26 protein-coding genes and 1 pseudogene are annotated in these 25136 nt (G+C 47.0%); 18 read left to right on the forward strand and 9 right to left on the reverse strand.

Going from position 1 to position 25136, the window contains the following annotated elements:
• The first annotated feature begins 309 nt into the window (after positions 1-309).
• The 3 genes from UNITIG_RS01610 to UNITIG_RS01620 all read left to right on the forward strand — a co-directional run bounded on the left by UNITIG_RS01610 (position 310) and on the right by UNITIG_RS01620 (position 2564).
• Positions 310-1119 (forward strand): hypothetical protein, encoded by an 810-nt coding sequence (locus UNITIG_RS01610; protein ID WP_101756801.1) that lies wholly within the window; start codon positions 310-312, stop codon positions 1117-1119.
• A 120-nt stretch (positions 1120-1239) separates the two neighbouring features.
• Positions 1240-1821 (forward strand): NUDIX hydrolase, encoded by a 582-nt coding sequence (locus tag UNITIG_RS01615; RefSeq protein WP_101756802.1) that lies wholly within the window; start codon positions 1240-1242, stop codon positions 1819-1821.
• 5 nt (positions 1822-1826) lie between these two features.
• Entirely contained in the window at positions 1827-2564 is a 738-nt protein-coding gene (locus UNITIG_RS01620) for a 4'-phosphopantetheinyl transferase superfamily protein (protein WP_101756803.1), read from the forward strand.
• Positions 2565-2583: 19 nt separating this feature from the next.
• On the opposite strand, the gene UNITIG_RS01625 is transcribed toward UNITIG_RS01620, so the two are convergent.
• From UNITIG_RS01625 to UNITIG_RS01640, 4 genes are all read right to left on the reverse strand, one after another.
• A complete protein-coding gene (locus tag UNITIG_RS01625) occupies positions 2584-3384 on the reverse strand; it encodes an inositol monophosphatase family protein (RefSeq protein WP_101756804.1) in 801 nt (266 codons plus the stop codon).
• 251 nt (positions 3385-3635) lie between these two features.
• On the reverse strand, positions 3636-4577 hold the full coding sequence (locus tag UNITIG_RS01630; protein WP_101756805.1) for an alpha-E domain-containing protein: 942 nt from the start codon (positions 4575-4577) through the stop codon (positions 3636-3638).
• Positions 4578-6086: a circularly permuted type 2 ATP-grasp protein gene (locus tag UNITIG_RS01635; protein ID WP_101756806.1), complete on the reverse strand. Its 1509-nt coding sequence runs from the start codon at positions 6084-6086 to the stop codon at positions 4578-4580. It lies immediately after the preceding gene.
• Positions 6087-6099: 13 nt separating this feature from the next.
• Positions 6100-6960, reverse strand: a complete 861-nt coding sequence (locus UNITIG_RS01640; protein ID WP_101756807.1) for a transglutaminase family protein — start codon at positions 6958-6960, stop codon at positions 6100-6102.
• A 294-nt stretch (positions 6961-7254) separates the two neighbouring features.
• On the opposite strand from UNITIG_RS01640, the gene UNITIG_RS01645 reads away from it, so the two are divergent.
• The 5 genes from UNITIG_RS01645 (at position 7255) to UNITIG_RS01665 (ending at position 12099) form a co-directional block, all read left to right on the forward strand.
• A complete protein-coding gene (locus UNITIG_RS01645; protein WP_101756808.1) occupies positions 7255-8007 on the forward strand; it encodes a mechanosensitive ion channel in 753 nt (250 codons plus the stop codon).
• Entirely contained in the window at positions 8004-8825 is an 822-nt protein-coding gene (locus UNITIG_RS01650) for a hypothetical protein (protein ID WP_101756809.1), read from the forward strand. Before UNITIG_RS01645 ends, UNITIG_RS01650 begins: the two co-directional genes overlap by 4 nt.
• Complete coding sequence (locus tag UNITIG_RS01655; RefSeq protein ID WP_101756810.1) at positions 8812-10098, forward strand: magnesium transporter; 1287 nt, start codon at positions 8812-8814, stop codon at positions 10096-10098. The genes UNITIG_RS01650 and UNITIG_RS01655 overlap by 14 nt, the downstream gene beginning before the upstream one ends.
• Before the next feature lie 257 nt (positions 10099-10355).
• On the forward strand, positions 10356-11141 hold the full coding sequence (gene trmJ, locus UNITIG_RS01660) for a tRNA (cytosine(32)/uridine(32)-2'-O)-methyltransferase TrmJ (RefSeq protein WP_235015199.1): 786 nt from the start codon (positions 10356-10358) through the stop codon (positions 11139-11141).
• Between the two features lie 115 nt (positions 11142-11256).
• Positions 11257-12099 (forward strand): ABC transporter substrate-binding protein, encoded by an 843-nt coding sequence (locus UNITIG_RS01665; RefSeq protein ID WP_101756811.1) that lies wholly within the window; start codon positions 11257-11259, stop codon positions 12097-12099.
• Between the two features lie 40 nt (positions 12100-12139).
• Here UNITIG_RS01665 and UNITIG_RS01670 read toward each other — a convergent pair whose 3' ends face one another.
• Positions 12140-13462 carry a flavohemoglobin expression-modulating QEGLA motif protein gene (locus tag UNITIG_RS01670; protein WP_101756812.1) on the reverse strand — a complete coding sequence of 441 codons (1323 nt, stop codon included), beginning with the start codon at positions 13460-13462 and terminating at the stop codon, positions 12140-12142.
• A 297-nt stretch (positions 13463-13759) separates the two neighbouring features.
• Between UNITIG_RS01670 and UNITIG_RS23255 the strand changes: the two genes are divergently transcribed.
• The gene (locus tag UNITIG_RS23255) at positions 13760-14191 is read left to right on the forward strand and encodes a hypothetical protein (protein ID WP_200821138.1); all 432 of its coding nucleotides are present in this window, start codon (positions 13760-13762) and stop codon (positions 14189-14191) included.
• A gap of 2 nt (positions 14192-14193) precedes the next feature.
• Positions 14194-15135 carry an MFS transporter gene (locus UNITIG_RS01675; protein WP_200821139.1) on the forward strand — a complete coding sequence of 314 codons (942 nt, stop codon included), beginning with the start codon at positions 14194-14196 and terminating at the stop codon, positions 15133-15135.
• Between the two features lie 25 nt (positions 15136-15160).
• Here UNITIG_RS01675 and UNITIG_RS01680 read toward each other — a convergent pair whose 3' ends face one another.
• A complete protein-coding gene (locus UNITIG_RS01680) occupies positions 15161-15367 on the reverse strand; it encodes a hypothetical protein (protein WP_101756813.1) in 207 nt (68 codons plus the stop codon).
• 26 nt (positions 15368-15393) lie between these two features.
• Entirely contained in the window at positions 15394-15663 is a 270-nt protein-coding gene (locus UNITIG_RS01685; RefSeq protein ID WP_145999051.1) for a hypothetical protein, read from the reverse strand.
• A 373-nt stretch (positions 15664-16036) separates the two neighbouring features.
• On the opposite strand from UNITIG_RS01685, the gene UNITIG_RS01690 reads away from it, so the two are divergent.
• Together UNITIG_RS01690 and UNITIG_RS01695 are read left to right on the forward strand one after the other, a co-directional pair.
• On the forward strand, positions 16037-17149 hold the full coding sequence (locus UNITIG_RS01690) for a cytochrome c family protein (RefSeq protein ID WP_145999052.1): 1113 nt from the start codon (positions 16037-16039) through the stop codon (positions 17147-17149).
• Positions 17150-17200: 51 nt separating this feature from the next.
• Positions 17201-18034, forward strand: coding sequence for a CPBP family intramembrane glutamic endopeptidase (locus UNITIG_RS01695; RefSeq protein ID WP_101756816.1), 834 nt, complete (start codon positions 17201-17203; stop codon positions 18032-18034).
• 10 nt (positions 18035-18044) lie between these two features.
• Here UNITIG_RS01695 and rimK read toward each other — a convergent pair whose 3' ends face one another.
• A complete protein-coding gene (gene rimK, locus UNITIG_RS01700) occupies positions 18045-18980 on the reverse strand; it encodes a 30S ribosomal protein S6--L-glutamate ligase (protein ID WP_235015249.1) in 936 nt (311 codons plus the stop codon).
• Positions 18981-19046: 66 nt separating this feature from the next.
• Positions 19047-19460, reverse strand: a pseudogene (locus tag UNITIG_RS23870) (ATP-dependent zinc protease); the annotation flags it as partial.
• A 445-nt stretch (positions 19461-19905) separates the two neighbouring features.
• On the opposite strand from UNITIG_RS23870, the gene iscR reads away from it, so the two are divergent.
• The 6 genes from iscR to sufD are packed head-to-tail and all read left to right on the forward strand — an operon-like array spanning position 19906 to position 25129.
• A complete protein-coding gene (gene iscR / locus UNITIG_RS01705; RefSeq protein ID WP_101756818.1) occupies positions 19906-20379 on the forward strand; it encodes a Fe-S cluster assembly transcriptional regulator IscR in 474 nt (157 codons plus the stop codon).
• Between the two features lie 49 nt (positions 20380-20428).
• Positions 20429-20578: a hypothetical protein gene (locus UNITIG_RS25385; RefSeq protein WP_369809125.1), complete on the forward strand. Its 150-nt coding sequence runs from the start codon at positions 20429-20431 to the stop codon at positions 20576-20578.
• On the forward strand, positions 20526-21575 hold the full coding sequence (locus UNITIG_RS01710; protein WP_369809127.1) for an aminotransferase class V-fold PLP-dependent enzyme: 1050 nt from the start codon (positions 20526-20528) through the stop codon (positions 21573-21575). The genes UNITIG_RS25385 and UNITIG_RS01710 overlap by 53 nt, the downstream gene beginning before the upstream one ends.
• A 37-nt stretch (positions 21576-21612) precedes the next feature.
• Positions 21613-23049 (forward strand): Fe-S cluster assembly protein SufB, encoded by a 1437-nt coding sequence (gene sufB, locus UNITIG_RS01715; RefSeq protein ID WP_101756819.1) that lies wholly within the window; start codon positions 21613-21615, stop codon positions 23047-23049.
• 47 nt (positions 23050-23096) lie between these two features.
• On the forward strand, positions 23097-23876 hold the full coding sequence (gene sufC, locus UNITIG_RS01720; protein ID WP_101756820.1) for a Fe-S cluster assembly ATPase SufC: 780 nt from the start codon (positions 23097-23099) through the stop codon (positions 23874-23876).
• Entirely contained in the window at positions 23873-25129 is a 1257-nt protein-coding gene (sufD, locus tag UNITIG_RS01725; protein ID WP_101756821.1) for a Fe-S cluster assembly protein SufD, read from the forward strand. The genes sufC and sufD overlap by 4 nt, the downstream gene beginning before the upstream one ends.
• The last annotated feature ends 7 nt before the right edge of the window (positions 25130-25136 follow it).

Below are 25136 nucleotides of genomic sequence, written 5' to 3' on the forward strand. Positions count from 1 at the left end.
GTCCGTTTTACTGCTCAGAAGTAGCACTGTACCACAGTTGCTGGGGGCCTAAAATCAATCTGTACAGAATGTTGTTGGGAGGGTAGGGCGCGCTATTATGAGGTGTTCGAGGGTCAAGACTTGACCTAACTTTACATAGCAGCGCTTGAATCGTTATGGCGGTGGTCGTACCATAATCGGCATCATTTATTGGGCTAAATTTCCATAATAAAAATTGGTTTAGCGCAGTAGATAGTCAGGGCTTTTGGTTATCAATATTGCAACTCTATCTACAGCTTTAATTATAATGTCATAACGAGGTATCACCCCATGTCAGAAACCATTGAAAAGTATGTTGCAGAAGACTCTCTAGCCTATCGCCTGTGCTGGGACTCTATTAATCATATCGTAGAGCGCTTCAAAATGAAGGAGGTCACAGGTGAGGATGGTGGTGCTTATCACCCTATTATGTTTGCCCGCGGTGGCAAAGAAGTAGGTGAACAGCGTGTCTGGATGGGGCAGGACGGTGTATTTAAATTGGTTTATGTTGGTCTGGTGGCAAACCCTCCCGGTGTTGATTCACATATGATGTTTGCGTTTACTGATAAAGATAACCCAGCGCCTCACTACACGGTAGATTCGGTTCACTTGGCGCATATGGGGCACTATGCCTATCACTGTGAAGTGATGCCTGGTGTCGATATCGGTGCCAACCTGAATTATGTTAATCATGTGTATGAGCCACTGTCAGAGTATAACAAAGGCTTGTATGGCACCGAGGGCTTTGTTAAGTCTGAGGAGCTTGGCTTACGTCAGTGGGCCTTTATGTCGCCTTGGATGTTGGCTGGTCGTGCACCAGATGCAGAAAGCTTTGATAAGCTGTTTCATTATATTGGTAAGTATCGTGAGCATTGGGCGCAGTTGATTGAAAACGGTATCCCACAAGATTGTTTGGAAGGCGTGGATATGTCCAAAATTGCTGATCGTGACTATCGCAATCGCTGCGCCGCCTTTAACCGTGATGTTGATCCGGTATATAACCAGTTGTTACCGCTAATGGGGCAGGAAGAAGGTGATCGTCAGATTCAGGTCCTGCGTTGTGTAGATGGTATCGAGCAAGATGGTGATTATCAGTTTTAATTAAGTCCGATGTTCGGCTAAAGCCAGAGCTATTTAGCTCTGGCTTTTTTATTGCTGGCTTTTTTGCTGTTGAACTTTACAATTTGTGCTTACTTTAGCTAAAGCGTTGATAGCACACCCATGAGTAGCGAAAACGATAAAAATTCTCCAGTAGCCATAGGCCCCTGGTGGCGAAAATCCTCTGAACTGATTTATGACAATCCCTGGATTTCACTGCGCCATGAAGAAGTAATCACACCCGCTGGCAGTGACGGCATTTATGGCAAAATTCATTTTAAGAATAGGGCGTTGGGCATTATTCCGTTAGATGAGAATTTGCAGACGGTGTTAGTTGGTCAGTACCGTTATGCACTGGATGAATACAGCTGGGAGATTCCGATGGGTGGCGGCTCTTTCGATCAGTCGCCCTTAAGTGCTGCGCAGCGTGAGTTGCAAGAAGAGACAGGCCTTCATGGTGGTGACTGGCAGCAATTATTTAAACTGCATACGTCCAACTCCGTCACCGATGAGGAAGGCTATGTATTTTTAGCCCGCAATCTACAACCGGGTCAGCAAGCGTTGGAAGATACTGAGGGCGACTTGGTGTTAAAACAGCTGCCTTTGAAGGACGCTGTGGCGATGGTCACCCGCGGCGAAATTACCGATCTTATTTCAATTGCCGGTTTATTGGCGGTGGAAAAATTATTAAAGAGTGGTGATTAGTTTTCATGGCTGCCCTTAATCTGAACGACAATGAAGTGCATATCTGGCGTACCGATATCCAATCAGTGCCGCCAGTACTATTGCCTGAATTTTTATCGATCATGTCCTTGGAGGAGCGCGAACGTAATCAGCGTTTCAAATTTGAGCAGGGGCGTTTTGATCACGCGTTAACTCGCGCATTGGTGCGTACGGTTTTATCCCGGTACTGCCAGCGCCAGCCTGAGGAATGGCGTTTTACCCAAGGTGAGCATGGCAAACCGGAGTTAGTGGATGCGCCAGTGGCGCTGGAATTTAACCTCAGTCACAGCTGTCGTTTTATTGTTTGTGCGGTCAGCAAACAGATGAAAATTGGAGTGGATGTTGAGCATACTGAGAGAAAAAATAGTCTGTCCTCGATAGCTGACCGGTTTTTTTCTGAGCAGGAAGTCAAAGATTTATTCGCATTGCCCGCGGCGGAACAAAGTAGCCGTTTTTTTGATTACTGGACGCTAAAAGAAGCTTATATGAAGGCGCGTGGAGAGGGGATTTCTCTGGGGCTGGGGAATTTCGGTTTTAGTTTTAACAATGAGGAGATAGCCATCGCCATGGCACCCATACTGAAGGATAACCCCGCCGATTGGTATTTTGAATTATCCAGCCCCAGTCCTGATCAGCGTATGGCACTGGCGGTTAAAATCGCTGGCTTACCACAGCCTCTGGATATCCAGCGGTTTGACGTTATCCCGCTATTAACAGCAGGTTAACGGTGTTACTCCGGCGAATTTAAATGCCTTTTAAGAACGGTTGTATTGTTTGCAGAACACCCTTAAAACATTTTGGGTTGCCGGCAACGATGTTGCCTGATTCCATATAGCCGTTGCCGCCCCGAAAGTCTGAAACCAAGCCGCCGGATTCGCGAATTAATAATACCCCCGCAGCGATATCCCATTGGTTCAGGCTAATTTCCCAAAACGCATCCAGTCGGCCGGCAGCAACATACGCTAAATCCAGTGAAGCGGCGCCAGCGCGACGAATACCGGCGGTTTGTTTGGCGACGGCGGCCATGCTTTCGGTGTAGGCCGGGATATGATCTTCACTACGGGATTTATAAGGGATACCAGTGCCAATTAATGCGCCGTCGAGAGATTTACGGTTGCTGACACGCATTCTGCGGCCATTAAGCTGGGCACCTTTGCCACGGCTGGCGGTAAATTCTTCCCGCCGTATGGGGTCGAGAATCACAGCATGTTCCAGTTGCCCTTTGTATAGGCAAGCGATTGAAATAGCGAAGTGGGGGATACCGCGAATAAAGTTCGTGGTGCCATCAATCGGATCGATCACCCACTGGTAATCACTGTCGGCATTGCCTTGACGGCCACCTTCTTCGCCCAGAAAGCCATGATCAGGGTGGGCTTTGGAGATATGGTAAATCACTTCCTTTTCTGCAGCCTGATCGACTTCAGTGACAAAGTCGTTAGCACTTTTTTCCTTTACCTCCAGGGTATCCAGCTGATCAGTGGCGCGGGCAACAATTTCGCCAGCCTGGCGCGCAGCACGGAGGGCAATATTTAGCATGGGTTCCATTGGGTAGACCTTATCGATTGAGCTGGATTTAGTGGCGGCGGATTATAGCAGCAACGGGATAAATAGTGCTAACGCTGAGGTTGGCTTTCCCTTGAGTGGATAGTGCTCATTTGAAGTATATCTAGAACCTTGGTAGCGCAAAGGGCTACTAAGGCTCTGTCATTAAAGGGCTGCACACTTGATTTGGCTTGATCCATTGGTCATGAGACACATGACAGCGCCGCTGCCGTTCTGCTGAGCCAAGTCTCAAATCAAGTTTTATGCAGTGTTTCAGGGTGTAACCAGGTGGAATAAATCACCCCGTGAATGCTACCTAATTCGGCTTGCAGGTCATCAATATACTGATGCAGTTTGATGCCTTCCAGTGCGCTTAAATCGACGGTGCGCAGGCGTTTTGAGATGGTTTTTATCACACCTAGGGTTTTGTCGTGGTGATCCAAACGCTGCACACAGGATTCAAGTTCCGCTAAATTAAATGCGGTTGAACGCGGGAATACCTCACTTTTTAGTAAGAAATCCAGTACCGCTTCAGGTTTCACTTTTTGTGAAGTATCGAGCCGGTACATTTGATAAGCACTGAGCGAACGCAGAATACTGATCCATAACACATTGCGATAGGGTTCAATTTCTTCGCGGGCGCCGCTGAGTGATGCCGAGCCTGCATCAACGATACGTGTAGTCATATCTGCTTGTTCAAGATTGCTACCCAGACGGATAAATTGGTAGGCATCGCCATGATTCATTGTGGTGGCTAACAGCCCGGTAATTTGCTGGCAGGACATAATGATATCGTTGAGTACTTTGTGTCGGCTACTGCGGGATAAATACATACCGGAACGTTTCGATACACTTAAATACAGTGCGTTGACGCACTCCCAGGTTTCGCTGGGTAAGACTTCGCGGGTGGTTCGCATATTTTCGCGCGCACTGGCGATTGTGCTAATCACTGAACCTTGATGGCTTCGATCACTGAAAATAAAGGAGATAATATTTTTTTCAGTGGCCTCCTTTTGCGTTGCTTTAAATTCTTCATGGATACCCAGCATATCGACCAGCAAACTCCAGTCTGGTTGAATGTTTTTGGGCAGATCAAGAATCAGTTGATGGCGCACTAGCATTAAGCGGGCAATATTTTCTGTGCGTTCAACGTAGCGGGCAAACCAATAAACACGTTCTGCAGTTTGGGATAACATTTATTTGCCCTCCGTTTCGACGATCCAGGTGTCTTTACTACCACCGCCCTGGGATGAGTTAACCACCAGTGAACCTTTGCGCAATGCCACCCGTGTTAGTCCGCCGGGCGTTACATAGGATGAGTCGCCTTGCAAAATAAAGGGGCGTAAATCCAGATGTCGCGGTTCAATTTTTCCATTGCAGAGGGTGGGGGCTGTGCTTAATTTTAAGGCGGGCTGTGCCATATAGTTCCTGGGATTTTTCTTAATCAGCGCGGCAAATTGCTCGCGTTCTTTTTTGGTTGAAGCGGGACCAACTAGCATGCCATAACCGCCCGATTCGTTAGCGGGTTTAACCACCATAGTTTCGAGGTTGTCCAGCACATGTTCGCGCTCTTTGTCGTTGACACATAAATAGGAAGGCACATTCGGTAAGATCGGCTCTTCGCCCAAATAGTATTTAATAATAGCAGGTACATAGGTGTAGATAATTTTGTCGTCGGCGACACCCGCACCAGGGGCGTTGGCGAGTGCAACATTGCCTTTTGCCCAGGCACGAAATAAACCGGGAGTGCCGACACAGGAATCCGGGTTGAACACTTCAGGGTCGAGAAATTCGTCATTAATACGACGATAAATAACATCAACACGTTCTAGCCCTTTAATTGTTTTCATATAGACGCAATCGTCTTTGCCCACAGTCAAGTTGCTGCCACTGACCAGTTCTGCACCCATACGCTGGGCTAAATAGGCGTGTTCAAAATAGGCTGAGTTATAAATCCCCGGGGTAAGCACTGCAATTTCAGGATTTTCAACTTTATTGGGGCTAAGTGAGGTGAGCATATCGAAAAGTTGTGAGGGATAATCATCAACCGGCAGGATGCTGTGCTTATTAAAGAGTTGTGGCAGTACCCGCTTGGTCACCGCGCGGTTTTCAAGCATATAGGATACGCCCGATGGTACTCGTAGGTTATCCTCCAGGACATAGACGGTGCCATTATCATCACGCACCAGATCCGAGCCGCAAATATTGGCCCAAACCCCGTGTCGCGGTTTGATTCCCATACACGCTTTTAAAAAATCTTTGGAGCCGAGAATAAGTTCTGAGGGAACGATTTTGTCCTTAAAGATTTTTTGCTCATTGTAGACGTCATTGATAAACATATTCAGGGCGGTAACCCGTTGCACCAATCCCTTTTCGACATTTACCCACTCTGACTTTGGAATGATTCGAGGAATAATATCCATTGGCCAGGCGCGATCAATATTTTCGCCTTCGCTGTAAATAGTAAAACTGATCCCCATTTCCTGAATAACGAGATCGGTGGCTTTTTGTCTGGCGACTAGATTCGATTCCGAAATCTTTTTCACATAAGAAAAAATACCTTTACCTGCGGGACGAGGTTTGTTCTTGGCAGCGATTAGCTCATCGTAAAAAATACCCGGGTCATAATTGGACCAATCAAATGATGGCCGTTTGGTTTTGGCGGTTTTATTCGCGGTAGGCTGTTTGGTTTTTGGAGACGCCATGTTTTTTTATCCGTTAGCTGAGTCGAGTGACAGAGTTATTAAAAAATAATTGAGTTGCTCCGGGGCCTTTATTGCCACTAACCGGGGCAGCGGATGCTGGCTCACGCGTACAGCATAATGGAATATAGCCTTCACCAGTTAATTGCGCTGAAGTTGGATCAATGCCAATCCAGCCTGCACCCGGGATAAATACTTCGGTCCAGGCATGTAAATCAGTACTGTCTTGAGAAAAATTATTGTCGGCAGCGGCTAGCTGAATAGAGTAACCGGAGACGAATCGCGCTGCTACACCCAAGTGCCGAAAGCTCTGCACCAATAGCCAGGCTGAATCCCGGCAGGAGCCGCTGCCAATACTCAGGCTGGTTTCACAACTCTGTACGCCTTGCTCCAATCGTTCAACATAGCTGATTCTGTTCAGTAATGCTTGGCTGACGTATAGCAAAAAATCGACAATGCCAATATTACTGGTGCTTAAACTGTTCAGGAACTGCTGCATTTCGGCGCCAGCTGCTTGCACGTTTAAATAAGGTGCCAAGTCCTGAGCCATCTCAGCGGAGTAAACCAGTGGCCACAGGCTGGCATCGTCATCGATAAAGAAGTCAAAAGGGTTAATGGTTTGAATGTTAGCAATGATATCCACTTCGATGGAGAATTCACTAATCAGTTGGGAAAACATTACTCTAAGAATATGGTTGTTGAAGGCATCCTGCTGCCAGTATTGCAGGTGTTCAGCGGGGCTAATATTAAGATGGTAGTGCTGGATTTCAGTTCGGCAATGCGGTGCGGGGCGCAATCGAATAAGTTGCGGAAACAGCAGTACGGGGTCGCTGTATCGGTAATCAGTGCTGTGCTTGAGTGCTACGCGGATGGACATTTATGCTCTCTAGTGGCGCAAGCCCAGATGGGCGTTAGTGTTCATTATAGGCTGAGTAATGACTTTATATTGGATAAATCCGTATTAAAGTTATAAGTTTGCCATTCTTTATGGGTAAATTTCGTTAGTCGTTTAGTTCGTTACCTTTACTAAGTGCTTGTTGTTTTTGCTATTGCGGTCGCTTTTATATTCACTAGCCAAAGCGGGCACGGTTCGACTACTCTATGCTGACTTAAAGCTGCGTGAGTTGCTAGCAAATGCAGCGTATTTCTAGACTCCTGGGGATTTTTGTTGATGAATACTTCTTACCTTAATCAATACCCGGAGATTATTGCGATCTGCGTTGCAGTGTTTGGCTTTGTGGCTGCGGGTGTGGTTGCTGGCTGGTTTGAGACATTATTAAACCTGCTCGACCGCGGGGTGCGTAGTATCTCGCCACTGCGTGCAGATCAACTGGCCACCGCAACACCGCGCGGCGTGATTTCGAAAGTAGTGTACTACGCTACACTGATTTTCTTTTTGCTGTTGGCTATCCGCATTCTCGGTATTTTGGCGCTGAGTGAATGGCTGGATGTGGTGCTAAGTTTTATCCCGCAAATTTTACTGGGCGGCTTTATTATTATTGCCGGTTATTTGTTGGGGCTGTTGGTCTATAGCGTGGTGAGCAATTTATTGCACCCGGGCCAAAGTAAATTACTGCCTCGGTTAGCACAATCCATTGTGGTGATTACCGCGGTGATGACGGGTTTAGAGCAAATGAATATTGATGTTTCATTTGTTACCAACGTCATTGTTATCCTGTTGGCTACCAGTCTTGGTGGTTTGTCACTGGCCTTTGCCATGGGTTCAAAAAATCTGGTCGCTAATCTGGTTGCGCGTCGCGGACTGGCGCATTTATCGGTGGGGGATACTATTGAGGTGGGCGACGCGCGTGGTGTCATTATTGAATTTACCGCCACCGGTGTGGCTTTGGAGTGTGAGGCTGGTGTCACTCACATACCGGCTGCGCGTTTTCTTGAAGCCGATGTCACGGTGATAAAATCATGAGCGGCGATACGCTTCTGGTTAATTTTGCGAATCATCATCCCGCTGATGTGGCTGATCGTATGGATAATTATGCGGCGGCCGATATTGTCGAGCTGCTTGAAGCTTTTCCGCCAGCAGTGGCCTGTCCGGTGTTATCGAGACTGGCGAGTAGGCCATTAGCGTCGGTATTGAAAATTATTAGCCCGCGTCAGCTAGGTGCAATGTTAGCGTTGGGGCATTACTCCGACGTCATTGCATTGGTGTCGCATATGAACGGCAGCTGTCAGCAGCAAGTATTGGCGGCTGCGCCGGAAGATGTACAAGAGCAATTGGGTCGTTTATTTCATACTTCGTTAAAAACCTTGTCGGGTATCGCTAGCCCGGAATTTGTTCGAGTGGAGCTGGATAACAATTGCGGCGCTGTACGCGAGCAATTGTTCAGCAGTGAAATCGATGATGAGCAGCCGATTTTTGTGATCAATGAATTTGGTGAGTATCAGGGGATTGTTTCGCCAATGGTGTTATTACAACAGAAAAATGCTGACCGAAGGATTGCCGAAGTGTTGCAGCGGGTGGAGGCCTTGAGTGGTAATACGCCGTTTGCGGCAGCAGTCGGGGCGCCGCAGTGGACACGTTTTCGGGCGCTGCCAGTAGTCGACGGTCAGTCGCGCTTATTGGGCGCTTTAACACTTGAACAACTGGTCAGGGCAAGTAATGGGTTAACCGAAACTGACTCCGGCTTTGGCGAGTTGGTGGGCGAAGTGGCTGCCAGCTATATTGATATTTGCGCCAACTTAATGGAAATCACCATGGGGAGAAATACCATTGAACCTAAGTGATGCGTTAAAGGCCGATTATTTTGGTCGCTATCCGGCAGAGGCAGCGCGGATAGTCGAACAGTCGAATCCGTCGCAACTCAATATTAGCCAAGTACCCGCGCTGAATCTGGCGCCGTTATTAGAGCGTGTTGATCCTGCTCAGCTACGGGAATTGTTTTTGGTGTTACCTGAAGCCACTCAGCTGGAAGTGATTTCCGCACTGTCAACGGGTACCACCCTGACGTTGTTGCGGCATTTGACGGAAGCGGAGCGGGAGGGTTTGTTTACCGCGCTCCCGGATGGCAGCGAAAGTGAAATTCGCATGTTATTGGCTTTTCCTGAAGGGACCGCTGGCTATTATATGGATAGGTTGTACGGACATTATCGTACATCAATGACGGTGCGCGAGGCGCTTGAGCGGGTGCGCGATTCTAATCGCCGCCGCGCTCGCTCCATCTACATTACTGACGAAGATGGCAAGCTCGCAGGGAGGGTTGATTTACAGGATATGGCCTTATCCAGTGATGACGCCTTGATGTCATCACTGCTTAACCCGGCGGAGGGCTCAGCAAGATTAATCTCCCAGCGCGAAGAGCTGGTTAAAACCTTTGATCAATATCGTACCGATTCAATTCCGGTGGTCGATCAGGACAACAAATTAATTGGTGTGGTGCGCTACGCGGCTCTGTTTCAGGCGGCTGAGGATGCGGCAACGGTTAATATCCAGACCATGGTGGGTGCCAGCGCAGATGAGCGGGCGCTATCTCCGGCGCTATTTGCCGTTAAAAAACGGTTACCGTGGCTGCACATTAATTTGCTGACGGCTTTTTTGGCAGCGTCAGTGGTAGGTTTGTTCGAGGCTACTATCGCGCAATTTACTGCGCTGGCGATATTGCTGCCGGTGGTTGCCGGTCAATCCGGAAACGCTGGCTCGCAGGCGTTGGCAGTAACCATGCGGGGGCTGGCACTGAAAGAGGTCACTGGATTGCAATGGAAAGTTGTGCTGGCTAAAGAGCTTAAAGTTGGCGTTATTGATGGTATCGTGCTGGCATTGACCTGTGGTTTGGGGGTGTTTGTATGGAGCCAGTCCTTTGGTCTGGCGCTGGTCATTGCGATTGCTATGGTCTGTTCAATGGTAGCGGCAGGCCTTGCCGGTGCGTTGGTGCCCATGATTCTGATACGAGTAGGGCAGGACCCTGCTACCGCTTCATCCATTATTTTGACCACGGTAACCGATGTGGCAGGTTTTATTTCCTTTCTTGGTACCGCGACGCTGCTGTCGTCCATACTCTGATTGGCCCAGGGTCGGGAGTGATGTACACATCATCGAATCTATGCCTTTAGCTCAGCGGGTTTGCTCCGGCTATCGAAGACTAAACCTGTAAAACGATTCATTTATTCCGGATAGTAGTGTGAACCAAGTCGGGGGAAGGGTGTAGTTTATTACTGAATATGGCCACTACAGCGGGCAGATTCAAAGGTTTCATTCAACCCCCGTTATTCTGTTAAACTCTCGCGCCATTTCCAACCGACTAGAGAAAGAAGCTGACTGTGAGTATCGAAAATAGCGAACCCAATGCGCCGAGCAATCCTCTGAGCAATGCCCGAATTGTCCTGGTACATACGACACACCCCGGGAATATCGGTGCTGTTGCCAGAGCGATGAAAAATATGGGGCTGCAGCAGCTGTATTTGGTTAAGCCAAAAGCGTTCCCTCATGAGCGCGCCATTTGGCGTTCAGCCAGTGCAGTAGATATTCTGGATAACGCAGTAGTGGTTGAAACACTGGAAGAAGCAGTAGCTGATTGTGGGTTGGTGGTAGGCACCAGTGCGCGCGGTCGTCGCATTCCCTGGCCGCTAGTAAATCCCCGTGTCTGTGCAGAAAAAGTGTATCCGGAGCTAGCCCAGCACCCTGTTGCGCTGGTGTTCGGTCGTGAAGACCGAGGCCTGACTAATGAGGAGCTGCAAGCTTGCCATTTACATGTCAATATTCCAGCCAGTGAAGATTACTCTTCATTGAATTTGGGGATGGCTGTGCAGGTGGTGAGTTATGAATTACGCATGCATCATCTGGCGATGCAGGATCAACTATCCACTGATGAAATGCAGGAATGGGATACCCGTATGGCACGCGTCGATGAAATTGAGCGTATGTTTGTACACTTGGAAGAAACACTGATTGAAATGGACTTTTTAAATCCAGCGGCACCAAAACAATTGATGACCCGTTTGCGACGGCTCTACAACCGTACCCGAATGGACGATTTGGAAGTGCAGATGATGCGCGGAATTTTGACATCCACGCAACAGTGGGTCCGTAAGGCCAGAGATAAATAATTATATTTCTCCGTTTGTTGTGGTCAATAAAGGGTAGCAATGTTGCCACAGACGGATATTTGTTGAAGGTGTAGAGATAGTATTCCGTTTATTTTAGGAGGTCATTTAATCGTATATGTTCGATGCTAGATGGTTAACATTGAAATTCCCTACGCTACTGATGGTATTGCTAACGCTAGGTACTTCTGCGGCATTTGCTAACGACTTGCTACGCTTCTCTATCGGCAATAAAAATTCACCGGCCTTTCCTCCCTACCAATGGTATGACTTTTGCGGGGGTGGTTATCAGGGTTTTAATAAAGAGTTATATCGTCGGCTGGCGGTAGATCTTGGGTATTCGGCGATATTTAGCGAGGCAGATTTTGCTGATAATTCCAGTCAGTTGCAAAAAAATAGTTTGGCACTTGTTGCTACAAAAAAAGCTGATTTTACCTTAACGCATCCTGCTTTTATTACTGCGGGCGATGGATTTATTCTTGGTAAGACGCCGGTGTTACAGATCAGTCAAGTCGTATTGTTACCTGTCGATCGCCCCGACATTAGTGATATCAGTGATCTTAAAACTATGACTGGTGCTAGTATGGTGACGCCAGAAGTAAAAAATCACTTCAGAAATTTTGGCGTTGAATTGACTATGAAAAAATCGAGCTCACTTGAAGAGTCATTAAAGAATCTGGCGTCTAGCGAGGTGGATTATTGGATGACTTCAAAATTTGTTGCTCAGCATTTAATTAATGAGTATGGCTTACAAAATAAAGTGAAATTTTCAGGGCTCGACTTAGGGACTGCTTCCCGATTTTATATGGTGACAAATACTTCAGAAAACAATGCCCGGCTTATGACTAGGGTAGATGATTTAATTGCGTCGTATTATCAGACGGGTTATATAGATTTTCTAAAGTTCAGTGTGATGAAAAAATGGCTTGCTACCAGGTCTTGCGCAGAAAAGTCTGAGTGATTACCTTGGGTCGTTTGTGCTGTTATTGAATTAAGAATAATTATTTTTGTGGAGACATCTCAATCGGGCAGGCGTCGGGTAAATCGCTCAACGATGCAATAAAGTGGGCTTTAACCCGTTCTATATCCATCATCGCCACACCGCTGGAAAACCCAAACCAGACATAAAGTCCATTTAAGTCTTTAAACATATCCGGCAGGTTTTTAGGCGGTAAGATGATGCCATCCAGATAAGCCTGATAGAGTGGGGCGATATCATCGATATGAACTTTGCCAATAAATAACATGGGCAGCAACTCTGGAAGGCCCAGCTGGATGGCGCTGCGAATAAAGTTAACGATCTCAACAAAGCCTCGAACGTAAGATAAATCTTTAGTAAATGGTGCCCCGCCAGTGAGTGGTGCGCCGCGAAAAATACGTTGGGTAATAGAGTAGGCTTCGATTTCTGATTGGCCTTGGGACATCAGTGCTAAATACACTTCTCTAAAATCAGCGCCTGATTCCGCTAAATAAATGGCATTGACACGGTCGCTAATGCGTCGCGCCCGAGAGGGGAAGCTGCTAAACGTGAGGGTTTCAATGAGTACTGCAAGCCCTTCCTGATGAGCTGCAATGCGTGGCGATCCGATACTCAGCCAGCTGGCCCATGGTTGGTTGCGACCGTTGAGCGTTGTGCCTACATGGACCCAGCCTTCATGGACTTCAAGTACGCGCAGTTCGCGTTCAGAGAAAACAGCTTTTGCATTCAGTTTAATTGCATCGCCACCGGCAGCCGCATCAGAAACAATACCGTCAGAAAGTACTACTTTGAAATCACCTGCCGCGAAATAGTTGTTCAACTTGTTAGTGAGGTATTCAACGCTTTGTTGGGCATTGAGGTCTTTCTTGTGTTGGAAGGAGAGGTGTGCTGCCGCTGGGTGCGAGAACACCGCACCTAAATTCTTACCAATTTCCCAAAGGTTGCGGTAGTCACCACTTAGATGGTCGTGGGTCGATCCATAGAGCCGTTTGCTAAAGGTACCAAACTCTTTGCTACCGCGAAATTTCACTAATTCCAGAACTTGCAGGTATTGATCGGTGGTGGCTAATAAAATTTTAGCCAGTGGATCGGTTTTCCCAAGGCGGGTATTAATATCTTGTGAGAGCGTTTTCAGTTCTTGACGCTTGGTATCATAGTCATAGTCTGCCTCCATGGATTGATAATATGCTTGATCAGCCTTGGGTAGCTCCCGAGCTTCGCTGCGAATAATATTTTCACGCCATTCATAAGGCCACTTGATACTATCCAAAATACGAATAGGCCGTTGGATGCTAATTAACTGATCGGAGAGTGTTTTAAGATCGGTGAGATATTTTTTTGTTATTCACTGTAGGTCATTCCACCGTGGCGGTCATTGAGAGCGTAATAAAATTGAGCTGATCGGTAATGACTATAGAGGTAAATGATCGCGGGGCCAATGTTTTACTAAAATTATCAGGGAGTGTCTTGAGGTACAGAGCACTGACACGTTCAGCATATAGCTTGCAATTATTGCGCATCACTAGCAGACACTAGGGATGTCATTCATAATCCCTGACTTCTATCTATTACCCTATTATTTGTCATGCCTGCTACTAGTGTTGCTGTAACATCTCCTGCTCGAAAGCGCCGAAGTGGTCGCATGTTGTGGCTGCGCACCACTTTGCGAAAATCCCAGCAAGAAGCGGTTGCCAGTTCTACCATGACCGCGACCAGCGACCACTTCTTTATTGCCTATGCGGTTTATTTGCAAGCGAGTATGGGGCAGATGGCTTTACTGACGGGGTTGCCCCAATTATTTGGCGCGGCCGCGCAGTTATTTTCAGTATGGTTTGCCAGCCATTTTGTACGTAAGCGTTTCATCAGTATGTTTGCTTTTTTGCAGGCGCTGGTTGTGCTGGCTATGGCTGTGGGGGCGATTGTCTCGCCCAGTCGCCCGGTTTGGGTTTTCATCAGTTTGTGCGTCGCCTACCAAGTTTGCCTGAATCTTATTCAGCCTCATTGGCGAGCCTGGATGGGGAGCGTAGTGCCTGAGCGTAGACGAGGCACTTTTTTGCTTCGCGTACACGCTTAACAATGGTTGCTTCACTGTTTATTTTTTTTATCGGTGGTGGCTTGTTAACCTTATCAACGCAACTTGATAAAACCTGGCTGGGATTTGCCTTATTATTTTTAATTGCTGCCACGGGACGCTTTGCCTCCAGCGTCCTACTTACCCAAATGCACGACCCTGATAACACACCAATAACTGAAAGCCGTGTATTTGCCGATACCTTGCGAAACTTTAAAGCGATTTGGCAAGATAAAACTTTTCGTCATTACAGTTTATTCGTGGCGGGAATGCAGGGCATGGTGGCGATATCTGCGCCATACTTTGCTGTTTATATGTTGCAGGATTTACAATTCAGTTATTTTCAGTTTGTCACTGCCAGTGTAGTCTCCATCGTTGTCCAGTTTCTTTCACTGCGTTTGTGGGGTAGGTTTAGTGATCGGTTTGGTAATCACTTTGTGATGATTAGTACCAGTTGCCTATTGCCTTGTTTACCCTTGTTGTGGATTTTTTCCACCGACTTTATTTATATATTGTTGGTGCAAGCGGTATCTGGTTTTGCCTGGAGTGGGTTTAATTTATGTACCGCGAATTATTTATACGATATACGACCGCATCGCTCTGATTTTGCTACCTATGCAGCTCTGCAGGCTGCGTTGGGTGCGAGCCTGGTTTTTATCGGGGCATTAGTGGGGGGTGTGATTACTAGCTATGCAGAGCCGTTGGTTGCTGCAGCCGCGCTGCAAGATTATCTAGCCAGTGCACTGTTTGTCGTGTTTATTGCTTCTAGCGTGTTACGGGCGTTGATTACCGCCTGGTTTATTCCGCGCTCCGTTGAGCCAAAAATACGTCCGCGGCCGAAAATTTTAGCGGTAGTTTATCGGGTTGCCCGATTTAATGCCATATCGGGTGTGTCGCTGGACTGGTTAACTGTAGTGAAAAGACGTTCGCCTAATGATAGAGAATAGTGTGGGTGAGCGGAAATTGCTAAAGCTAATATTTTAGCCAGTAAGGTAGTACCATTAAAATGAGTGCAATAATAATCAGTAAGCCCAGGCTATTCACCAAGTAGGGCAAAATAAAAAGTCCGATGGCAGAGCAAAAAGGGACTACTGCTTTGTGTTTCTTACTGTAAATAAAATAACCAAAGCCGATGGCGCCTAAAATAACACTCCAAACCAGTTGAAATTCAGTGTTCATGATTGGCACACTCCCGGTATTCGACGTTATATTTTTTCTTTGGGTATGTTTATTTCAATTTTAGTTTGGGTCGGCGTCCTGAAAAAGACCTGAGAACTATCAATTTCATCAAAATATTTAACGGTATATATTGTATTGCTGCGTTCTAATTTCTCAATCAGATCTTTTAAACCGGCGGATTGCAGTGCAATGTGATCCAGGTAGCCCTGTTTATCATTGTAAAAATGTTGTTCGCTTTCATTTAGGTGAATGATAGGCCTGTCATTATAGTATAGCCAATAGCCTGGGCTTGACATAGTGGGCCTGGCGCCCACTGTTAGGCCCAGCACGTTACAGAAAAAATCTTTCTCTTGCTCCAATAATACTTTAGGCGCTTTGATATTGATGTGATGGAGTAGCATGGTCAGTCCAGATACGAGAAGTGCTAGAGGGTTTCTGTTTCAAGCGATTTAGTTTTTGTTACTGTACTAAAAAAACCAGTTATTACCTAGTCAGTGCAAAGCGATACTGACTGTTGTTATATTTTGAATTTACTAATCCTTACAGTTTCTGACTTTTATTTGCCTGTACATAAAAGCACAATGTGGTTTTTATATTTCACGTATTGGGTGTTTGATGAGTATAACTATAAGAAATCATTATAAATCAGCCGTGCTTATGCTGTGCTCTATGATTGTAGGGCTAGCCGCTACCGCTCAGGATTATTCGGAGGCGAGTTTGAAAGCTGAGGATACCATTGCCGGAGAGCAAACCTGGCAGCAATACTGCGCTTTTTGCCATACATTACGGCAAGGTGAGGCCGATATCGCAGGACCTAATTTACACCAGCTTTTTAAACGCAAGGTCGGCGCTAAATCAGGCTTCAATTATTCAGCGGTGCTGAAGAATGATCAGCGTGACTGGACGCCAGAGTTATTTGCCGCCTATGTTCAGAACCCCGCCGCAACATTACCTGGTAATGCGATGCCTGCGGTTGATATACCTGTTGATAAGGTGCGTCCATTGCTGGCCTATGTGATGCGTACGGGAGAGTCAGTAGATTGGGATCAGCCAAGCAACAAGGGGACGGTGGCCGGCGGGCTTGATGGTGAGCTGCGGGATTCAGCGCCTGAGTTCTGGCAGCTCTATATGGATAACACGGTGAAATTCACCGTGCCTTATGAAGACCGTAGCTATAGTTTTGTCGCCTATTTTAATGAAGATGGCACGGTAACGGGTAACAACCGCGGGCTGCAAGGTATTTGGCGGATGCGCGATAAGCGCAGTTTCTGTTTTGCCATTCAACGTATAGCGGTGCACCCTTATGAGTGGATGCACTGCGTACGGCCGAAAGTACTGAAAAATATGCAGTTTGGAAAAGTGGTAGATACTCTTACGCCAGTGAAAGGTTTTGACGACTTTACAGTGGATGTGACATTTATCGAAGATCGTCCCCATCCTTTGGAAGGTGATGCGCACCCTGACTATTGGACTTTTTTGTTCAACAATACCATGCGATACGACGTTAAAATCAACGGTAAAACTGAAGTCATAGACGTATTATTTAATCGGGATAACTCTATTAGTAGCCCGCAAGGCGTCACGGGACAATGGCGCACAGAAGGTGACGGACGCAAGCAGGATAAGATGTGCTATCACCTCGATAATGTGCCAGGTATGGAGGGCCAGTTGAGTGAGTGTTTTGCGCTGGTGCTGATGTTTAATCCTAGAGTCGGTGCGCGCTGGCCTTCACGTTTTGAGCAGGGTAATACTTACTGGGCTGAAGTGACCGAAGGGCGCTAACTTACTTTTTATTTTGTTGCTAAAAATAATGATGTAGTGGGAAATAGAAACATGACAGCCATTGAAACTGAGCGAGCGTTCGCGCCTAAATCTTATGCCTTTGTGATCTATATATTATTGGCGTATGGCTTTACGTGGCTGCTTACTGTGCCGCTGATGTTATCTATAAGGGGCGTCATTAGTATTCAGTTACCGCATAGTTTGGAAATGTTGGCAGCCTTTGGGCCGATGCTGGCGGCATTGGTAGTATGTCGTCACTATGCTGGTGCCGAAGGTGTTTATCAATTATTACGTGGTTTTGGTCGATGGCGGGTTGGCGGTTACTGGTTGATTTTTTCTATTGTTAGCCCTTTTTTTTTGCTGGGATTTGCCGCGATGATTGTTGGCGTTAGCAGTGGTAGCTTTCCAGATTTTGCTAGCACCGGAGTTTTGCAATTATTAACCCTTGCGGGGCTGTATAAAATAGTTGTGGTGACCGGCTTGGTACAAGGTGTGGGTGAAGAGCCCGGCTGGCGAGGATTGGCGCTGCCTTTTTTACGTGGTCGCTATGGCCCTATTGTTGCGTCGTTAATTTTATTTCCTATATGGTTTTTTTGGCACTTGCCAATGTTTCTATCGCGGCCGGAATTCGGAGTGGCACAGTTTTTAGGGTTTGCTCTGGGTATTTTATCCGCGACCATATGGTTGACATTGCTATGGGACAAAACCCAAAGTATTTTGATTGCAGTGTTATGGCATACGTTAATTAATATCGCTCGCAATATTGCCCTGGCTGTTTCGCCAGCCCTGTTTATGACGATAAATGTGACGGTACTACTAGGCGCTATACTGATTGTTATTTACTGGATATTTTATGCTAAAGCTGCCAACTCGGGTGTTAGCTAGTTTGGAGCATCTAAGCACTGGCTTCGGCGTTAGCTATTTCCGGTAGCTCTCGCTTCCATTTTAATTTCTTTTCAATGGCAGCGATGATCATGCCAGCAATATCTTTACCGGTGGCCGTCTCGATTGCTTCCAGCCCCGGCGATGAATTGACCTCCAATAACAAGGGGCCTTCTTTTGAGCGGATAATATCAACGCCGGCGATTTGCAAGCCCAGTGCTTTGCTGGCTTTTACTGCCATCAGTTTTTCTTCCGGGGTTATTTTGACTATCTTTACTGAACCGTCCACATTAGTTTTGGGACGAAACTCTCCCGGTACTGCTTTGCGTTCAATTGAGGCGACTACTTTATTATCAATGACAAAACAGCGCAGATCACGGCCGTTAGTCTCTTTAATAAATTGTTGTACTAGCAAATTGGCATTGAGTGATTTAAATGCGTTGATAACACTTTCCGCTGCCTTTTTGGTTTCTGCTACCACCATACCTTTACCCTGATCGCCATCAAGCAATTTAATAATCAACGGTGCACCGCCGACCATTTCGATCAAGTCATTGGTATCCATGGGGGAATTGGCAAAACCAGTAGTAGGGATGTTGATGCCACTTTTCAACATCAGCTGGAGTGAAAATAACTTATCTCTTGCTTGAGTCACTGCGCTAGAGCTATTGGTGGTGTAAATGCCCATGCTTTCAAATTGGCGAGCGAGTGCCGTGCCGTAATAGGTGAGGCTAGGGCGAATTCTTGTCACTACTGAGTCGAGGTCGTCGAGCAATGCGCCACCCCGGTAGTGAGCTTCGGGCTGATCGGCATCTAATTTCATATAACACTGCTTGATATCAATAAACAACATTTCATGGCCGCGTTCTTCCCCGGCTTCGAGTAGACGTTGATTGCTATAAAGCTCTTCATTGCTGGCCAGCAAACCAATTTTTAGACCGGTTTTTATGGTTTCTGTCTGGCCATAATATTGTTCGATTTGCTGTTTGTTGATGTCGCCCAGAATACAGCGCCGAGCGGGATCGATAATTAACCGTTTTTTCATCGCTTCCCGCCCCAGCAGCATTCTAAAGCCCATCGAGTCACGGTTGGCGAGTGTCAGCTCAACTTCCCAGACGTTATCACCTAGCTTGAGTTGTGAGGAAATGACAAAGCGGGTTTCCGGCACGCCACTGGAGCTTTTAACGGTTCGTTTGTCCAGTATGGGGCGCTCACAACGGATGACGGCTTTGCGGTTGTTTTGTACCGGATGAACTTCAAAACTGACCCAGGGCACTCCATCTCTACGAAATTGATGAATGTTAAAGGCGTGGATGGATGAGGTTTTGGCGCCGGAGTCAATGCGGGCTTTGATAGCGGGTACACCCAATTCCGGGAATGAGCACCACTCGGTGCTTCCAACAATCGTTTTTGCTTTTTTACTATCCATTCTTTGCCTGTTATTAAATTAATTAAGAGCGCTTTTCTAATGGAGAAGAATTCACCGAGCATTACCTGGTTGGATGGTAGAGCGGTGTCCGCAACGCCCCAAAACCCGCAACCTCCGAGATAATCTGGACGCCAACTCTACTAAAATCCCATGCTATTAAACAGCAGCAATCCTGTTTATCTTAATTGGCTGATTAATACTGTGGTAAATATTGATGTTTATCGTCTTGGGGCGTTGGCTGGGCTGGTGAATAGGATTGCTAGGCCTTTACAAATCTGTATAATGCCGCGCACTTCGCAAGGTTATTAATAGCAGTATTCTTCCACTTGCGGTCTAGCTTTCCATTCTTAAGGTAAATCCTACTAAAACAGTAGGTTATATACTTGACTAAATTAGTAGGTTATTGCATAGTGGCGGCCACTCTCATTGTGCCGGAATTTCTATTATGCGTTTAACAACAAAAGGCCGATACGCAGTTACTGCGATGCTCGATTTGGCGATTCATACGGATTCAGGCCCCATCAGTTTGGCGGATATATCCCAGCGGCAGGGCATCTCCCTGTCATATTTAGAGCAGTTGTTCGCTAAGTTGCGGCGTGGTGAGTTGGTAAACAGTGTGCGTGGTCCCGGCGGCGGTTATTTATTGAGCCGCAGTGGCGCAGAAATTTTTGTCGCCCAGATTGTTGATGCCGTTAATGAGACAGTCGATGCCACGGGTTGTGGTGGTGACGGTGATTGCCAGCAAGGTGAAAAATGTCTAACGCATCATTTGTGGTGTGACCTTAGCGATCAAATACATTCCTTTTTGAGCAGTATCAGCCTGGCTAGTTTGGTGGATCGCCATGAGGTGCAAGAAGTATCTGCACGTCAGGATCGTGATAAAGCCGAGTCTGCTATCCCAGTAGCGACTGTTCTTTAATCGTTTATAGCGTTCCAGTATTGAGAGTAAAGATAGTAAAGAGATAGCCATGCAGCAGCCCATATATTTAGATTATGCCGCGACTACGCCTGTCGATCCTCAGGTGGCGGCAGCTATGAGTCGTTGCTTAACGATGGATGGCTTTTTTGCCAACCCCGCGCTCGCATATCTATGGCTGGCAGGCAGAAGAGCAAGTTGAAGCGGCGCGGCGAAATGTCGCTGAGCTAATAGCGTGTGATCCGCGCGAAGTCGTTTGGACGAGCGGGGCGACTGAGTCAAACAACCTGGCGCTGAAAGGGGTAATGGAAGCCGTTGATTTTAATGGTCACGTGATTACCTCAGTAACCGAACATAAAGCAGTGATCGATCCGGTTAATTGGTTGCAGCAGCGCGGCGTAGAGGTGACCTGGTTGCATCCTGACAGTAATGGCGTGATTCGTGTTGAGCAGGTGCGTGAAGCTCTTAGGGAAGATACGCGGCTGGTTAGTTTGATGCATGTGAATAATGAGACAGGGGTGATTAATCCAGTTGCCGAAGTGGGTGAACTGTGTCGCCAACAGCAAGTCTTATTTCATATAGATGCAGCGCAATCGGCAGGCAAGTTGCTACTGGATGCGCAGGCTTTACAGGCAGATTTGATTAGCTTATCGGCACACAAGTTTTATGGCCCGAAAGGGGTGGGAGCACTGTATGTACGGCGTGAAGTGCAACCGCAGCTTAAGCCTCTTATTCACGGTGGTGGTCATGAGCGCGGTATGCGTTCAGGTACCTTGGCGACCCATCAATTAGTAGGGATTGGCGAGGCGGCAAAAATCGCTGCTACTGTGGTTGCTGATGAGGCGATTCACATTGCCAGTTTGCGCGATCAAATGTGGCAGGGTATTGCCGATTTACCCGGCGTGCGGCGTAACGGTGACACCGCTCAGATAGCCCCCGGACATCTAAATGTCTGCTTTAGCGGCGTTGATGGTGAAACATTATTGCTATCGCTGCGGCAATTGGCGGTGTCCAGCGGCTCGGCTTGTACCTCGGCCAGTATGGAGCCGTCTTACGTTTTAAAAGCGATGGGCTTAAGTGATGAAGATGCCCATAGCTCGATACGTTTTTCATTGGGGCGTTTTACTAACGCTACGGATGTGGCGCAGGCCATTGACCATATCCGCACCATTTACACACAGCTACAGCAAACGGCCTAAGTTGTTTACGTAGCAATTTATAGAAAGAGTTAACACCATGACAGAGCAAATTAATCAGGCGTTAAAACGTGAATACGAAGCGGGGTTTATTTCGGCTATAGAGTCGGAAACCTTTGCTCCCGGTTTAACCGAAGATGTGATCCGGCGTATTTCGGCGATGAAAAATGAACCGGAATGGATGTTGGAGTGGCGCTTAAAAGGCTTTGCGATCTGGCAGGAAATGGAAACGCCAGAGTGGGCGCATGTGCATTATCCGGAAATTGATTTTCAAGCGATATCTTATTATTCTGCCCCCAAAAGCATGGCGGATAAACCCAAGTCTTTAGAAGAAGTCGACCCTGAATTATTGGCCACGTATGAAAAGTTAGGCATTCCACTCCTTGAGCAGCAGATGCTGGCAGGGGTGGCGGTTGATGCGGTGTTTGATTCGGTATCGGTGGTGACCACTTTCCGGGAAAAACTGGCGGAATCCGGTGTGATTTTTTGTCCCATCTCTGAAGCCTTGCAGGAATACCCCGAGCTGGTAAAAAAATATCTCGGTTCTGTGGTACCGCAACGTGATAATTATTATGCCGCGTTAAACTGTGCAGTCTTTACTGATGGTTCTTTTGTCTATATTCCTAAAGGCGTGCGTTGCCCAATGGAGTTGTCGACTTACTTCCGCATTAATGAACAAAACACCGGACAATTTGAGCGCACTTTAATTATTGCTGATGAAGGTAGTCACGTTAGTTATCTGGAGGGGTGTACTGCTCCGCAGCGCGATGAAAATCAATTGCACGCGGCAGTAGTGGAACTGATTGCTCTGGATGATGCTGAAATAAAATATTCCACCGTGCAAAACTGGTATCCCGGTGACGAGAACGGCAAGGGTGGTATTTATAATTTTGTGACCAAGCGCGCCGTCTGCCATACCAATGCCAAGGTCTCCTGGACACAAGTCGAAACTGGTTCCGCAGTAACCTGGAAATACCCTAGCTGTGTATTGCGCGGCGATAACAGCGTCGGTGAATTTTATTCCGTCGCGCTGACTCGTGGCATGCAGCAAGCCGACACGGGTACCAAAATGATTCATATGGGTAAGAACACCCGTTCAACGATTATTTCCAAAGGTATTTCAGCGGGTAAGAGTAATAACAGCTATCGCGGTTTGGTCCGCATGGGACCGCGTGCCGATGGCGCGCGTAATTTTACCCAGTGTGATTCGCTGTTAATTGGTGACCAGTGTGGCGCCCATACATTTCCTTATGTCGAATCCAGAAACCCTACCGCCATTGTTGAACATGAAGCCACCACGTCAAAAGTGTCAGATGATCAGATGTTTCTTTGTCAGCAGCGTGGCTTAAATGCAGAAAAAGCCGTGTCGATGATCGTCAATGGTTTTTGTAAGGAAGTCTTTAAAGAATTGCCGATGGAGTTTGCCGTAGAAGCGGGCAAGCTGTTAGAAATTAGTCTGGAAGGATCAGTCGGTTAACTTATAGTCACCGAAATTATCCGACCAAAATCAAGGTATTAAACAATATGTTGTCGATTAAAAATTTACAAGCCAGTGTCGAAGACAAGCAAATTTTGAAAGGTCTTACGCTGGACATCAAGCCCGGTGAAGTGCACGCGATCATGGGGCCAAATGGCGCCGGAAAAAGTACCTTGGGCTATGTGATTTCCGGTCGTGAGGGTTACGAAGTCGATGGCGGTGGTGTCACTTTGAATGGTGTCGATTTGTTAGAGTTGGATGCTGAAGAACGTGCTCGCGCCGGTTTGTTTTTAGCGTTTCAATACCCGGTAGAAATTCCCGGTGTCAGCAATATGGAATTTATGAAAGCCGCGGTGGATGCCCAGCGCCAAGCGCGCGGTGAAGAGTCGTTAAGCTCAAGAGAATTTTTAAAAATAGCCAAAGAGGCTTGCGCCCAAGTCAATTTGCCTTTGGATTTTTTAAAGCGTGGCGTTAACGAAGGATTTTCCGGCGGCGAGAAAAAGCGTAATGAAATCATGCAGATGATTTTATTAAAGCCCAAACTTTGTATTCTTGATGAGTCAGATTCAGGTTTGGATATTGATGCTTTACAAGTCGTTGCTGAAGGCGTTAATAGTCAGCGCTCTGAAGGTAGAAGTTTTATTGTAATTACCCACTATCAGCGCTTGCTGGATTACATCAAGCCTGATTTTGTGCATGTGCTGTCTGACGGCAAAATAGTAAAAAGTGGCGGCGCTGAATTAGCTCATGAACTAGAAGATCAGGGTTATGCCTGGTTGGTTAAAGGGCCGGAATCAGAGCTGGATTCGCAGGAGCAGTCTGCATGAGCCAGTGGTTACTGAATGCAGTAAGCCGTGCCGAAGCGGTAGATGATTGGTTGGCGCCGAAGCGGCAGGCATCACTACAATTGTTGCGAGATACGCAATGGCCAACGCGTAGGACCGAAGCTTGGAAATACACGCCGTTAGTGGCAATTGCTGATTCGACATTTACCAGTGCGGCGAATCACGCGAAAGTCAGCGTCGACCCTGTCGAGAGTTTAAACAGTATCGATTTGATATTTGTTGATGGAGAGCTGGTGACGCCGGTGGCCGACAATTTACCCGCTGGCTTATCGATAACAGCTTTTGCCGAGGTGTCTGCCGAAGATAAATTGTGGGCAACAGAAACGTTTAGCAATGCCAAGCCGCAGCGGCATTTATTTGGTTTGGTCAACGATGCGTTAGCGACCTCGGGTTTATTAATTGATGTAGCGGCAAATGCTGACATAGCGCAACCGCTGCGAGTAGTTGTCAGATTAAGCGAAGGTTGTGAGGCCCATACGCGGATATTGGTGCGTGTCGGAGAGAGCGCCAAAATTGCTGTGGTTGAAGATTTTGATGGCAGTGCGCCAAGCTTTAATACCGGCTTTGCTGAATACGACATCGCTGCAAATGCTGAGCTTGAGCACTACCGTTTCGCCTTGCAGACTGGTGAGGCACTATCTATTGGTGGTAGTCACTTTAACTTGGCGGCCAAGGCAAAGCTCAATAGCACTTTGGTTGGGTTTGGTAGCAAACTTTCAAGACTCGATGTTGATGTCAATTATTGTGGTGAGTTCGCGGAAACGCAGATGAATGCCATTTACTTGCTTGATGGGGAAGAGTTGTTTGATTTGCATAGCACTATTGAACACGCAGTTCCTAATTGTACTACCGAAGAAAATGTTCGCGGTATTGTGGCTGATCATGCTCGTGCCGTGTTTAACGGTCGTATCCATATTCATCGCGATGCGCAAAAAACGCTGGCCGAATTGAATAATCGTAACTTGTTGTTGTCGCGTAATGCCGAAATCAACACCAAGCCTGAGCTGGAAATTTATGCCGATGATGTGCGTTGCGCGCACGGCGCTACGATTGCCGAGATTGATAAAAAGGCCTTGTACTATTTACAGTCGCGGGGCATTAGCAAGGCGCAGGCACAAGTTATGCTGAGCTTTGGTTTTATCAATGAGTTGGTTGATCAAATGCCGAATACCATTTTGGCTGAGTGGTTGCGGCCACAGTTGCGTGAGCGTTTTGCGCAAATGGAAGTGAAATAAAGGTTGG

The organism is Oceanicoccus sp. KOV_DT_Chl (assembly GCF_900120175.1).
GTDB lineage: Bacteria > Pseudomonadota > Gammaproteobacteria > Pseudomonadales > Dasaniaceae > Oceanicoccus.

What these genes read in the sequence shown, in the direction of transcription:
- UNITIG_RS01690 (WP_145999052.1), top strand. Translation starts at nt 16,037, where the DNA reads ATGATTGTAGGGCTAGCCGCTACCGCTCAGGATTATTCGGAGGCGAGT.
- UNITIG_RS01675 (WP_200821139.1), top strand. Translation starts at nt 14,194, where the DNA reads ATGGTTGCTTCACTGTTTATTTTTTTTATCGGTGGTGGCTTGTTAACC.
- UNITIG_RS01640 (WP_101756807.1), bottom strand. Translation starts at nt 6,960, where the DNA reads ATGTCCATCCGCGTAGCACTCAAGCACAGCACTGATTACCGATACAGC.
- UNITIG_RS01685 (WP_145999051.1), bottom strand. Translation starts at nt 15,663, where the DNA reads ATGTCAAGCCCAGGCTATTGGCTATACTATAATGACAGGCCTATCATT.
- UNITIG_RS01625 (WP_101756804.1), bottom strand. Translation starts at nt 3,384, where the DNA reads ATGGAACCCATGCTAAATATTGCCCTCCGTGCTGCGCGCCAGGCTGGC.
- sufD (WP_101756821.1), top strand. Translation starts at nt 23,873, where the DNA reads ATGAGCCAGTGGTTACTGAATGCAGTAAGCCGTGCCGAAGCGGTAGAT.
- UNITIG_RS01665 (WP_101756811.1), top strand. Translation starts at nt 11,257, where the DNA reads ATGTTCGATGCTAGATGGTTAACATTGAAATTCCCTACGCTACTGATG.
- UNITIG_RS23255 (WP_200821138.1), top strand. Translation starts at nt 13,760, where the DNA reads ATGTTGTGGCTGCGCACCACTTTGCGAAAATCCCAGCAAGAAGCGGTT.
- UNITIG_RS01680 (WP_101756813.1), bottom strand. Translation starts at nt 15,367, where the DNA reads ATGAACACTGAATTTCAACTGGTTTGGAGTGTTATTTTAGGCGCCATC.
- UNITIG_RS01635 (WP_101756806.1), bottom strand. Translation starts at nt 6,086, where the DNA reads ATGGCGTCTCCAAAAACCAAACAGCCTACCGCGAATAAAACCGCCAAA.
- UNITIG_RS01610 (WP_101756801.1), top strand. Translation starts at nt 310, where the DNA reads ATGTCAGAAACCATTGAAAAGTATGTTGCAGAAGACTCTCTAGCCTAT.
- UNITIG_RS01630 (WP_101756805.1), bottom strand. Translation starts at nt 4,577, where the DNA reads ATGTTATCCCAAACTGCAGAACGTGTTTATTGGTTTGCCCGCTACGTT.
- iscR (WP_101756818.1), top strand. Translation starts at nt 19,906, where the DNA reads ATGCGTTTAACAACAAAAGGCCGATACGCAGTTACTGCGATGCTCGAT.
- sufB (WP_101756819.1), top strand. Translation starts at nt 21,613, where the DNA reads ATGACAGAGCAAATTAATCAGGCGTTAAAACGTGAATACGAAGCGGGG.
- UNITIG_RS01620 (WP_101756803.1), top strand. Translation starts at nt 1,827, where the DNA reads ATGGCTGCCCTTAATCTGAACGACAATGAAGTGCATATCTGGCGTACC.
- UNITIG_RS01615 (WP_101756802.1), top strand. Translation starts at nt 1,240, where the DNA reads ATGAGTAGCGAAAACGATAAAAATTCTCCAGTAGCCATAGGCCCCTGG.
- UNITIG_RS01650 (WP_101756809.1), top strand. Translation starts at nt 8,004, where the DNA reads ATGAGCGGCGATACGCTTCTGGTTAATTTTGCGAATCATCATCCCGCT.
- sufC (WP_101756820.1), top strand. Translation starts at nt 23,097, where the DNA reads ATGTTGTCGATTAAAAATTTACAAGCCAGTGTCGAAGACAAGCAAATT.
- UNITIG_RS01695 (WP_101756816.1), top strand. Translation starts at nt 17,201, where the DNA reads ATGACAGCCATTGAAACTGAGCGAGCGTTCGCGCCTAAATCTTATGCC.
- UNITIG_RS01645 (WP_101756808.1), top strand. Translation starts at nt 7,255, where the DNA reads ATGAATACTTCTTACCTTAATCAATACCCGGAGATTATTGCGATCTGC.
- UNITIG_RS25385 (WP_369809125.1), top strand. Translation starts at nt 20,429, where the DNA reads ATGCAGCAGCCCATATATTTAGATTATGCCGCGACTACGCCTGTCGAT.